The following is an 11,891-nucleotide window of genomic DNA, read 5'->3' as shown; positions in this document are numbered from 1 at the left end:
TCCGTTGCACTCTCATTGATGAGATAGAACATCTATAGTTCATAAACAATATCTTCAACATATTTTGCCCATTCCATCGATGTGCGACTCTTATCAAACGTCTGCCAAGGAATAGGTTTACCTATTGCGACACGAAATGTTTTCCCAACATTTTTGTACATTTCATCGACAAGGAAGAGCATGGCTATATTCACTTTCTTAACATACTTATCACTAAAATGAGCAATACGATAGAAACGAGCTGAATTTCGGCCGCCAAAGAAAATAGGCACGACATCACGTTGATATTCTACGCTCTTTGTGATAAACGTCTTCTTCCATTCTAAGTCATGAATCTCTCCATTGATTTTCCGACTGTTCAATCCTGCTGGAAACATAAGTATGTGATTGTCACTTTTAAATCCAGCCTCAACCATTCGAGGGAAATCGCGGCACTGTTTTCCTGTTTTATTTATACCAATGCTCACTGGTTTTAAGCCAGGAAGATTGAGCAACAAGTCATTAACCAAATAGCGAAACCTACCATCATAATGTTTTCCAATAATAGATCCCAATGCTACACCATCTTGTCCACCAAGAGGATGATTGGAGACAAATGTATAGAGTTTGCCATCATTTTTATCAGGGAGATTCTCAAGTCCCTCAATCTGCAGGGTCATGTCCAAATAATGCACACACTCCGTAAGCCATTCTGTTCCTGACAATCCTCGACTATCCCAAAGAAACTGATTTACTTCATCCTCATGAAGTATCTTCTTAAGCCACTTGATAGTAAAAGAAGGAACGAATTTAGCCTTCGCCCCCATCTTATCCTTAAGAATCTTGTCAATGTCTATTGTCTTATCTATTTCTGTGCTCATGTACGCAATTCTCCCCTAACAAAATGCAAAAATAACGAAACGATTTGGAATTGCTCGCTTTTTTTTGCGAAAAATATATGATTAATTAGAAAAATCATGTCAACAACCCTATCTGCTACACAAAACAAAACTCAAAAGCATGAACACTCCCCACCCTATTTGGTATAATGAACTTCAGAAAAAAGGTTCTATAACGAATCGTGTGGGTTGTGTATTGATACTCCACCGGTTTGGTGCGGGTGCTTAGCACATGTAGTGCTGGTGCTTAGCACTAATGGTGCGGATGGTATGCACCACATGTGCGAAGGATTAACACCATTACTGTATATGGAAGGGTAGTGATTTAATGTGCGTCAAGCGTATTAAAACTAAGGTCATTTGAAGTTGTGTTTAGTTTTTTGACAATATTTTTAGGCTCTATAACGAATTACCCACACGATTCGTTATAGAACCGAAAAAACAACAAATTCGTTCACCAAAACAATCAGAAGACAACTAACAAAATAACAAAAGTAAGGAGATAAAAAAGAGAGATTCAAGCTTCTATCATTCAACATTTTGTAATAAATATTCAAAACGCAGAATTTTACTAACGCTTCATAGCATTTGAATTAAGGCTTAACAGGCTTCTAAAACATGCCCTTTTAGAGCCTTACTAAGGCCCTTCAAGAGCCTAATTTGGTACCTTTTACCACACCCCTTTATAAACATCTGACTAACAAACACTTACAAGCACATTGAAAAATGGCATTTTTGAAGCTTTAATCAATCATTTCAAACAATTTATTTGTAAATTAATTTCACAGCCATAGACAACCCTATATATCCTCCCAATAAAGAACAAAAAATAAGAATATCACTATAACCCATCTAAAGGAGAAGACAAATGGCCCTCGAAGTGTTAATATTGATAAAAAAGAAGTCGTAAATAAAATATTGTGGTGCATAGTGGGGATATGTGGGGAAAAATGCGTAACTTTGAAACCGAATACAGCTTTATAAAATATAGACATGAGATTCTTAGGCAATATCGAGGCAAAAACAGATGCAAAAGGAAGAGCTTTCCTGCCTGCCGTCTTCCGCAAGGTGCTCAATGCATCGGGCGAAGAATCGTTGGTATTGCGCAAAGACATCTTCGAGCCATGCCTTGTCCTCTACCCAGAATCTGTATGGAATCAAAGAATGGATGCTCTTCGCAAACGATTGAGCCGTTGGAGTCGTCGCGATCAGATGATTTATCGCCAGTACGTTACAGACGTTGAGATGATTACATTGGACGGTAATGGTCGTTTTCTCATCCCAAAACGATATCTCAAAATGGCCAACATTGACCAGCAAATCAGGTTCACCGGAATGGATGACTGCATTGAAATCTGGGCAAACCATGATAACAACGAGCCATTCATGTCAGCTGAAGAATTCAGCAAGGCCATGGAAGAAACCATGGGAATGGACAATGCTTTTGGAACTGAAAGCCCAGTAGAGAACAACAAATAGTCAACTTGAAAAGAATCAACAACATGATTAAAACTGCAGAATGTTACCACATCCCAGTACTCCTCAACGAAAGCATCGAGGGTTTGAATCTTCATGCCAATGGGGTTTACGTGGATGCAACATTCGGTGGGGGAGGTCATAGCAGAGAGATTCTTTCTCGTTTACCAGCTAATAGTCATCTATACAGCTTCGACCAAGATGCTGATGCTGAGCAGAACATTGACAGAATGGGCTTAAGCGACGAACAACTAGATCGTTTCACCTTCGTTCGTTCCAACTTCAGATACTTAAAGAACTGGATGCGATATTACGGAGTAGAATACATAGACGGATTACTTGCTGACCTTGGTGTAAGTAGCCATCATTTCGATGACGAGACACGTGGCTTCTCTTTCCGTTTTGAAGCTCCACTTGACATGAGAATGAACAAACGAGCAGGAATGACTGCTGCCGACATTCTCAACAACTGCGATGAAGAACGATTGGCAGACATACTCTATCTCTATGGAGAACTGAAGCAGTCGCGCCGTATCGCCTCAGCCATCATCAAAACAAGAGGTCAGAACCCATATAAAACCACTAATGATTTACTGGCAACCATCGAACCTTTCTTTCAACGGACACGTGAGAAGAAAGACATGGCAAAGATGTTCCAAGCCCTTCGCATCGAAGTAAACCATGAGATGGACGCTCTTAAAGAGATGCTGATGGCTGCCACCGAACTTCTACGTCCTGGCGGAAGATTATCAGTTATCACCTACCACTCATTAGAAGATAGAATGGTAAAGAACATAATGAAGTCGGGGAATATAGAAGGGAAAATGAAACAAGACTTCTTCGGACGAATAGAAACACCGTTCCGATTAATCAACAATAAGGTTATCACCGCAAGTAACGACGAGCAAGAGCGCAATCCACGAAGCCGCAGTGCAAAACTAAGAATAGCAGAAAAGAAAGCAAATGAATGACGAGAAGGACAAGAAAATTCCAATACTGACGGAGCAAGCGCTCAATGAAGTGCAGACTGTCTTCACAGAAGAGAGCACAAACGTCACAGAACAACTCATAGCGACTGAGGCGGTAGAAGAAAAGCCACTACCAACTGCTAATGACAAAGCAGCGACACCACTAACGGAGGAAGAAGAAAAGAGAATAGAAGAAGAGGCAGAAGTTGAAAAGATTAAAGCAGCCATCGAGGAACAAGCCCGCGAAGATGAGCAACCACAATCATCCAACTTCACTCTAAGAAAGATTCTCGGTGGCGACATTCTCTCTGCGCGTTTCTTTCGCCATAATATTTGGTTGATTATTACCATCGTATTATTCACAATCGTCTATATATCAAACAGGTACAGCGTACAGAAGTACCTCATTGAAATAGATAAGCTAAATAAAGAATTGGAAGACGCCAAATATCGTGCACTATCAAGTAGCAGTCAACTCACCGAGAAGACACGTGAGAGCCATATTCTTGAAATATTGAAAACAAGAAAAGACAGTGTACTAAAGATGTCAGATCGTCCACCTTATATTATAGATATACCCGAGAAATAGGATATGAGTAAGTTTGATAATAGTAAAATAATGCCCCGTTACAGTGTTATAGCAATTATCATGTCGATTATTGCTGTAGCTGTCATTGGTAAGACTATCTATACCATGACTGCAGGTAGAGCTTACTGGTTGGAAGTTGCCGCTTCTCAAAAGAAGGATAGTGTCACTGTAAAACCAACCAGAGGTAACATTCTTAGTTGTAACGGGCAACTCATGGCAAGCTCATTACCCGAATTTAAAGTATATATGGACTTCAATGCTCTCAAGGAAGCAGGGAATGACACCGCTTTTATTGATAGCATCAACTATATCAGCAAAGGCTTAAACAACATCTTTCCAGAGAAGTCAGCAGCATATTTCAAACAGCATCTGATGGAAGGTTATCATAAGGGAAGTAAGCACTGGGCTATATGGAACGATCGTATTGACTATAACACATTCAAGGAAATACAGAGTCTTCCTATTTTCCACCTTTCTAAATATAAAAGTGGATTCCACTGGGATGAGTTTAATGCACGCCGCCGCCCATTCGGGTCACTGGCTCAACGTACGATTGGCGATATGTTCGGTGCAAAGGATACTGCACGTTGTGGACTCGAGCTATCTTACGACTCAATCCTTCGTGGTACAAATGGTATTATACACCGTCGTAAGGTACGTAACAAGTTCTTGGATATCACAGACACACCGCCTATCGATGGTGCCGACATCGTGACAACCATCGATGTTAGTATGCAAGACTTAGCCGAACGTGCCCTCTTAGACGAACTGAAAGACCCTAATGTCAATGGTAACGTCGGTGTTGCCATCGTGATGGAAGTTGCTACAGGCGATGTGAAGGCCATTGTCAACTTAGACAAATGTAGTGATGGTGAATATAGAGAGGTGAAGAATCATGCTGTAAGCGACTTATTAGAACCAGGTTCTGTCTTCAAGACTGCTTCAATCATGACTGCCCTCGATGATGGAGTCGTTGACACAATGTACACGGTTCAAACAAGTAGTGGCGTATGGAACATGTATGGGCGAGACATGAAGGACCATAACTGGACACGTGGTGGATATGGTACCTTAACGCTACCATGGACTTTAAAGTACAGTTCAAATATTGGTGTCAGCCGCATCATTGACATTCATTATCATAATAACCCTGAGAAATTTGTACAGGGAATATACGATTTGGGGCTTGCAGCTGACTTACGCATCCCTATCGTTGGCTATTCACCTGCAAAGATACGTATGCCACGTAAGAATAGTCGCGGACAATATGTGAACTGGAGTGCTACAGCTCTCCCATGGATGAGTATTGGTTACGAAACACAGATACCGCCGATATCAACCCTCGCTTTCTATAATGCCATCGCCAATGGAGGTAAGATGATGCGTCCACGCTTTGTGAAGCAGATAATCAAGAATGGAAAAGTCATCTATAACAATCCTCCACAGGTTATCAAGGAGCGCATTGCTAAAGAGAGTACCATAAAGGAAATCACACGTATTCTGACCGAGGTGGTATCTGAAGGACTTGGCAAGAAGGCTGGTTCTGACAAGTTCCTTGTAGCGGGAAAGACGGGTACTGCACAGATGTCAAAAGGAGCTTTGGGCTATAAGAGTGGAGGAACGAACTATCTCCTTAGCTTTGCAGGCTTCTTCCCTGCAGACAAGCCACGTTACTCTTGTATTGTTTGCATACAGAAGACCGGTTTACCAGCGTCAGGAGGTGGTATGAGTGGTGTTGTATTCCATCACATTGCAGAAGGTATCATGGCTCAGAGTCTGAAGCTGAACGTAACGGATGCACGTGATTCTTCATCCAATACTATCCCCAGCGCAAAGACGGGTAACCTACTTGCTACAGACTATGTGCTTAATGCACTCGGCTTCAATATTACAAATGGATGGAATGGTGCCTATCCTTTCGGCAACCCTGTATGGGGAAGGACGTTAGAGAAAGGAAAGTCGATAACTTTCCAAAAAGAACAAGTACCAAAAGCAAACATTGTACCTGATGTCCACGGAATGGGAGCACGTGACGCTGTTTACTTAATGGAGAAGCATGGTATCAAAGTAATACTCATAGGCAGAGGACGTGTCATACAACAGAGCGTTGCACCAGGCGAAAAGATTAAGAAAGGAATGAAGTGTGAACTCCGATTCGGATAATCCTTCACTTTTGATATATATAAACTCTCTAATACATCAATAAAGAAAAAGAATAAAACGAGGATATGAAGTTAAGCGAATTACTTAAAAACGTCAAGACTATTGCTTGCCAAGGCAACTTAGACGTTGAAATCAAGGATGTGAACATTGATAGTCGCAAGATTGAAAGTGGTCATCTGTTCATCGCAATGAAAGGAACACAGGTAGATGGACATAAGTTCATCAATAAAGCAATTGAATCTGGCGCTGTAGCGATTTTATTAGAAGATATGCCAGAGGCACTTAATGATAAGGTAACATACGTTCAGGTAGCATCTACTGAAGAAGAAGCTGGAGAGGTTGCCACAATGTTCTATGGCGAACCATCACGCAAACTAAAGCTTGTTGGTGTAACGGGAACAAATGGTAAAACAACTGTTGCCACCTTATTATATAGAATGTTTCGTGAGTTTGGCCATAAAGTAGGCTTACTCTCTACTGTTTGCAACTATATTAATGACGAGGAAGTGCCTGCTAGCCATACAACTCCAGATCCAATAGAGCTTAATAAACTCCTTGCCGATATGGTAAAAGCTGGCTGCGATTATGCCTTTATGGAATGCTCTAGCCATGCCATCCATCAGCATCGTATTGGTGGATTAGAGTTTGCCGGTGCTATCTTTACTAATCTTACACGTGACCACCTCGACTATCACAAAACCTTCGAGAACTATCGTAATGCTAAAAAGATGTTCTTCGATGGCCTGACTAAGCAGGCTTTTGCCATCACCAACCTCGATGACAAGAATGGTATGTTCATGGTTCAAAATACAAAGGCAACCATCAAGACCTACTCTATCAAGCGCATGGCTGATTTCCGCGCAAAGATCTTGGAGTGCCACTTTGAAGGAATGTATCTTGAGATTGATGGCAAAGAGGTTGGTGTACAGTTTATTGGTAAGTTCAATGTGAGCAATCTGCTAGCAGTATATGGTGCTGCCATCATGTTAGGTAAGAAGCCTGAAGATATTCTGATAGCAATGAGTACACTGAAGAGTGTCAACGGACGATTAGAGCCAATCCAGTCGCCAGAAGGTTATACAGCCATCGTTGATTATGCCCATACACCTGACGCATTAGAGAATGTTCTCAATGCTATTCACGACGTACTGGACAATAAGGGTGGTCGTGTCATCACTGTTTGTGGTGCTGGCGGACATCGCGACAAGGGAAAGCGTCCTTTGATGGCACAGGAAGCTGTTAAACAAAGTGACACTGTCATCCTTACAAGTGACAACCCCCGAGATGAAGAGCCACAGGCCATCATAGACGATATGCTTGCAGGACTCGACACGACACAGCGTAAGAAGGTTCTCACAATTACAGATCGCAAAGAAGCCATACGCACTGCAATCATGATGGCGCAGAAGGGTGACGTAATCCTTGTTGCTGGTAAAGGACATGAAAATTACCAAGAGATAAATGGTGTAAAACATCACTTCGATGACCATGAGGTGATTCGTGAAATCTTTGGTATAAAGTAAAACGATATAACAAATAGACACATAATCTCCATAGTAAGAACAATATAAAAACGAAAAAACATGTTATACTATATCTTCCGTTGGCTTGATCAATTCGGCATCAGCGGAACCCACCTTTGGGGTTACATCAGTTTCCGTTCTATCTTAGCAATGATATTGGCACTGATTATCTCGGCTTGGTTTGGAGAGAGATTTATCAAATACCTCAAGAAAAAACAAATCACAGAGGTACAGCGTGATGCAGAGATTGACCCATTCGGTGTCAAGAAGGTTGGTGTACCATCAATGGGTGGTATCATCATCATTATAGCCCTCTTGATTCCTGTCGTCTTGTTAGGCAGATTACGTAACATTTACCTGCTGCTAATGATTGTAACAACCATTTGGCTTGGATTCCTTGGTGGAATGGATGACTTCATTAAGATTTTCAGACATGACAAGGAAGGACTGAAAGGTAAATACAAGATTATCGGACAAGTTACCATTGGTCTTATCGTAGGAATTGTTCTTTGGGCTTCGCCTGACGTTAAAGCCAATATGAATCTTGAAGTAGCAAACAAGAACGGGCAAGAGGTTGTCATCAAACATGAGGCTAAAGCTGAAAAGACATTGAAGACGACAATACCTTTTGTTAAATCACATAATCTTGATTATTCTGAGCTTGTAGGCTTCTTGGGTAAGTACAAGACTGCTGGTGGCTGGATTCTGTTTGTTCTTATGACAATCTTCGTTGTTACGGCTGTATCGAATGGTGCTAACCTAAACGATGGAATGGATGGTATGTGTGCTGGCAATTCCGCTATTATAGGTGTCGTCTTGGGTATATTGGCATATGTAAGTAGCCATATACAATACGCAGCCTATCTTAACATTATGTACATACCAGGTTCGGAAGAGTTAGTTGTGTTCTTCATGGCTTTCATTGGAGCATTGATAGGCTTCCTCTGGTACAATGCTTATCCTGCACAAGTGTTCATGGGCGACACGGGAAGTCTTACTATCGGAGGTATCATTGCAGTAGGTGCTATCATTATTCACAAAGAGTTGATGCTTCCTATCCTCTGTGGCGTATTCTTTGTTGAGAGCTTAAGCGTTATCGTTCAGGTGTGGTATTATAAGTTAGGAAAGCGTAAAGGTGTTAAGCAGCGCATCTTCAAGCGAACACCAATACACGATAACTTCCGTACACAGGATAATCAACTTGACCCTGAATGTAAGTACCTGTTGAAGAAGCCACATAGCGCAGTGCATGAGAGTAAGATTACCTTACGATTCATCATCGTGACCATCATCCTCGCAGCAATGACTATCATCACGCTAAAGATAAGATAAACAATAATCGTGCGGGGGCTTAACACTAAGCGTGCGGGACATATACACCATTGGTGTTCATGATGAGCACAATTCAGTTGAGGCATTACCTACTAGAATGGTGGTCCACAGGCAAGATAAATGAAAATGGTTCAATAGCCTAGAACATTTTACAAACAAGAGTTAGGAAAGAAAAAAAGATATGAAAAGAATAGTAATACTTGGAGCTGGCGAGAGTGGTGCTGGTGCGGCCGTATTGGCAAAAAAAGAAGGCTTTGATGTTTTTGTATCAGACATGTCAGCCATTAAGGACAAGTATAAGAAGATGCTTGATGAACGTGGTATTGAATGGGAAGAAGGTCAGCATACAGAGGAGAAGATTCTTAATGCTGACGAAGTTATCAAGAGTCCTGGTATTCCAAAAGAAGCACCAATGGTTCAGAAACTCATTGCACAGGGAACGCATATCATCAGTGAAATTGAATTCGCTGGTCGATATACCCATTCCAAGATGATATGTATCACTGGTAGTAATGGTAAAACAACCACAACGAGTCTCATCTATCATATCTTCAAAGACGCAGGTTACGATGCTGGATTAGCTGGAAATATAGGAAACAGTCTTGCCCTACAAGTAGCAGAGGATCCACATGAGTATTATATCATTGAACTCAGTAGTTTTCAATTGGATAACATGTATGACTTCCGTGCCAACATTGCCATCCTTCTCAATATCACTCCTGACCATTTGGATCGCTATGACTTTAAGTTTGAGAACTACGCAGATGCAAAGATGCGTATCATTCAAAATCAAACGAAGGACGATAGTTTCATCTATTGGAATGATGACCCTGTCATCAAGAAAGAACTTGAGAAGTTTGACGTACATGCTGTATGCTATCCATTCTCCGAACTGAAGGAGAAAGGCAGTATTGGCTACATAGAAGAAGGAGAGTACACGATAGAACAACCTGAACCATTCAACATGGAGCAGGAAGACCTCTCACTGACAGGTCGTCATAATATCTACAACTCCTTGGCAGCTGGTATTGCCTCAAACATCAGCGGTATTAAGAAAGAAAATATCCGCAAGAGTCTAAGCGACTTCCCTGGTGTTGAACACAGACTTGAGAAGGTATGTAAAGTTGCTGGTGTACAATACATCAACGACTCAAAAGCCACGAATGTGGACGCCTGCTGGTATGCGTTGGAAAGTATGCGTACTCCAACCATTCTCATCATCGGAGGTAAAGACAAGGGTAATGACTACAATTGCATTAAAGACCTCGTGAAAAAGAAGTGTAGGGGTATTGTTTATCTAGGAGCTGACAACAAGAAACTCCATGATAACTTCGACAACCTAGGCATCCCAGTTCGCGACACTCACTCTATGAAGGATTGTGTTGCAGCTTGTGCTGAAATGGCAAAGCCAGGGGATACAGTTCTATTAAGTCCATGTTGCGCTAGCTTTGATCTCTTCAAAAATATGGAAGATCGTGGTGAGCAATTCAAGAGCTATGTAAGGGCTTTATAGGAAAAGAATAATGGACCAACGAGTCCAATAAGGCTTATTAGCCCAATTGGGCAAATAAAGCCAATAAGTAAAAAAGAAACAATGAAGAATAAATCTCTCAGCAACATATTCAAAGGCGACAAGGTAATATGGATGATCTTTTTCTTCCTATGTATCATCAGTATCGTTGAGGTATATTCGGCCTCAAGTTCACTGTCATACAATGGAGGAAACTATTGGAGTCCTATCATCTACCATTGTAGCATCCTTATTGTAGGAATAGCTTTGATGGTCGTTGTACTGAACATTAAATGCCGATACTTCAAACTTGTCACGCCAATCATCCTTGGAATGTCATTTTTAATGCTTATTTGGGTACTTGTGGCAGGACAGAGTACAAATGGAGCAAGCCGATGGATAAGTTTTGCAGGTATTCAGTTCCAACCTTCTGAGTTAGGAAAAGGAGCATTGGTTTTAGCAATTGCTCAAATACTGAGTGCGATGCAAACAGAACATGGAGCAGACCGAAAAGCTTTCAAATACATCCTGATTCTTTCAGGAATTATGATTATATTAATTCTATTTGAGAACCTTTCCACAGCCATGCTCATCGGGCTGACGGTTATTTTGATGATGTTTGTTGGTAGAGTTCCACTGAACCAATTAGGGCGTTTGGTAGGCTGCATTGTCTTGGGTGTTGTTTTAGCCTTATCCGCAGTTATGTTGGTGGGTGATGACAAGAAAGCAGAAGATGAGCTAACCGCCAAACAAAAACTTACAGAACAAACCGTGTCTGTACAACAGGAAGAAGAGTCACCAGGGTTCATCGGTAAAACACTACACCGTGCTGACACATGGAAGGCGCGAATCAAAAAATTCTTCAACAACGAATACGTAGCTCCGAAGGACTACGACTTGGATAAAGATGCACAGGTGGCACATGCTAACATTGCCATTGCTTCATCAGATGTCTTCGGTAAAGGACCAGGTAACTCTAACGAACGAGACTTCCTGTCGCAAGCCTTCTCTGACTTTATCTATGCGATTATCATTGAAGAAGGGGGCATCGAAGGAGCCATCTTTGTGGCACTTCTATACATCATCCTTCTTTTCAGAACAGGAATCATAGCTAATCGGTGCGAGAACTCCTTCCCTGCATTCCTTGCTATGGGCATTGCCTTCCTATTGGTTACACAGGCTCTGTTCAATATGTTAGTAGCCGTTGGCTTGGCTCCTGTTACAGGACAGCCTCTACCTCTTATCAGTAAGGGTGGCACCTCAACCATCATCAATTGCATCTATATAGGCGTAATACTCAGCGTAAGTCGTTCGGCTAAGAAAAAGAAAGAAGACAAGATACCTTCGGAGAAACTTTCACACGTAACAGTCTAATTTACAGACAAGAACAAAAAGGAAGCTGAAAGTTGAAAGAAGACAAAAAAAATGATTACCTTTGTAGGTTATAAAGAA

Annotated in this window: 9 protein-coding genes; 8 read left to right on the top strand and 1 reads right to left on the bottom strand. The window is 41.4% G+C overall.

Translation table 11 applies throughout. From position 1 onward, the window contains the following. Window positions 1-32: 32 nt before the first annotated feature. Window positions 33-860 carry a lyso-glycine lipid O-acyltransferase GlsA gene (gene glsA / locus J4856_RS06375; protein ID WP_025836821.1) on the bottom strand — a complete coding sequence of 276 codons (828 nt, stop codon included), beginning with the start codon at window positions 858-860 and terminating at the stop codon, window positions 33-35. Window positions 861-1,871: 1,011 nt separating this feature from the next. On the opposite strand from glsA, the gene mraZ reads away from it, so the two are divergent. The 8 genes from mraZ to J4856_RS06335 all read left to right on the top strand — a co-directional run bounded on the left by mraZ (window position 1,872) and on the right by J4856_RS06335 (window position 11,813). Continuing rightward, window positions 1,872-2,357: a division/cell wall cluster transcriptional repressor MraZ gene (mraZ, locus tag J4856_RS06370; protein WP_025836819.1), complete on the top strand. Its 486-nt coding sequence runs from the start codon at window positions 1,872-1,874 to the stop codon at window positions 2,355-2,357. 23 nt (window positions 2,358-2,380) lie between these two features. Next, window positions 2,381-3,325, top strand: a complete 945-nt coding sequence (gene rsmH / locus J4856_RS06365; protein ID WP_025836817.1) for a 16S rRNA (cytosine(1402)-N(4))-methyltransferase RsmH — start codon at window positions 2,381-2,383, stop codon at window positions 3,323-3,325. Then, on the top strand, window positions 3,318-3,911 hold the full coding sequence (locus J4856_RS06360) for an FtsL-like putative cell division protein (RefSeq protein ID WP_025836814.1): 594 nt from the start codon (window positions 3,318-3,320) through the stop codon (window positions 3,909-3,911). The genes rsmH and J4856_RS06360 overlap by 8 nt, the downstream gene beginning before the upstream one ends. 3 nt (window positions 3,912-3,914) lie before the next feature. Further along, window positions 3,915-6,074: a penicillin-binding protein gene (locus J4856_RS06355; RefSeq protein WP_065367626.1), complete on the top strand. Its 2,160-nt coding sequence runs from the start codon at window positions 3,915-3,917 to the stop codon at window positions 6,072-6,074. 65 nt (window positions 6,075-6,139) lie between these two features. After that, window positions 6,140-7,597 carry a UDP-N-acetylmuramoyl-L-alanyl-D-glutamate--2,6-diaminopimelate ligase gene (locus J4856_RS06350; RefSeq protein ID WP_025836812.1) on the top strand — a complete coding sequence of 486 codons (1,458 nt, stop codon included), beginning with the start codon at window positions 6,140-6,142 and terminating at the stop codon, window positions 7,595-7,597. A gap of 60 nt (window positions 7,598-7,657) precedes the next feature. Then, the gene (locus J4856_RS06345) at window positions 7,658-8,929 is read left to right on the top strand and encodes a phospho-N-acetylmuramoyl-pentapeptide-transferase (RefSeq protein WP_025836810.1); all 1,272 of its coding nucleotides are present in this window, start codon (window positions 7,658-7,660) and stop codon (window positions 8,927-8,929) included. A 181-nt stretch (window positions 8,930-9,110) separates the two neighbouring features. Next, window positions 9,111-10,442, top strand: coding sequence for a UDP-N-acetylmuramoyl-L-alanine--D-glutamate ligase (murD, locus tag J4856_RS06340; protein ID WP_025836808.1), 1,332 nt, complete (start codon window positions 9,111-9,113; stop codon window positions 10,440-10,442). Window positions 10,443-10,523: 81 nt separating this feature from the next. Then, window positions 10,524-11,813, top strand: coding sequence for an FtsW/RodA/SpoVE family cell cycle protein (locus J4856_RS06335; protein ID WP_065367627.1), 1,290 nt, complete (start codon window positions 10,524-10,526; stop codon window positions 11,811-11,813). The last annotated feature ends 78 nt before the right edge of the window (window positions 11,814-11,891 follow it).

Origin of the sequence: Prevotella scopos JCM 17725, from assembly GCF_018127785.1 — a bacterium.
Taxonomy (GTDB): Bacteria; Bacteroidota; Bacteroidia; order Bacteroidales; family Bacteroidaceae; genus Prevotella; species Prevotella scopos.
This window is presented reverse-complemented; position numbering and strand designations above follow the sequence as displayed.

Bases quoted from the DNA above. Each gene is read 5' to 3' on its own strand.
- glsA (WP_025836821.1), bottom strand. From the start codon at position 860: ATGAGCACAGAAATAGATAAGACAATAGACATTGACAAGATTCTTAAG.
- mraZ (WP_025836819.1), top strand. From the start codon at position 1,872: ATGAGATTCTTAGGCAATATCGAGGCAAAAACAGATGCAAAAGGAAGA.
- rsmH (WP_025836817.1), top strand. From the start codon at position 2,381: ATGATTAAAACTGCAGAATGTTACCACATCCCAGTACTCCTCAACGAA.
- J4856_RS06360 (WP_025836814.1), top strand. From the start codon at position 3,318: ATGAATGACGAGAAGGACAAGAAAATTCCAATACTGACGGAGCAAGCG.
- J4856_RS06355 (WP_065367626.1), top strand. From the start codon at position 3,915: ATGAGTAAGTTTGATAATAGTAAAATAATGCCCCGTTACAGTGTTATA.
- J4856_RS06350 (WP_025836812.1), top strand. From the start codon at position 6,140: ATGAAGTTAAGCGAATTACTTAAAAACGTCAAGACTATTGCTTGCCAA.
- J4856_RS06345 (WP_025836810.1), top strand. From the start codon at position 7,658: ATGTTATACTATATCTTCCGTTGGCTTGATCAATTCGGCATCAGCGGA.
- murD (WP_025836808.1), top strand. From the start codon at position 9,111: ATGAAAAGAATAGTAATACTTGGAGCTGGCGAGAGTGGTGCTGGTGCG.
- J4856_RS06335 (WP_065367627.1), top strand. From the start codon at position 10,524: ATGAAGAATAAATCTCTCAGCAACATATTCAAAGGCGACAAGGTAATA.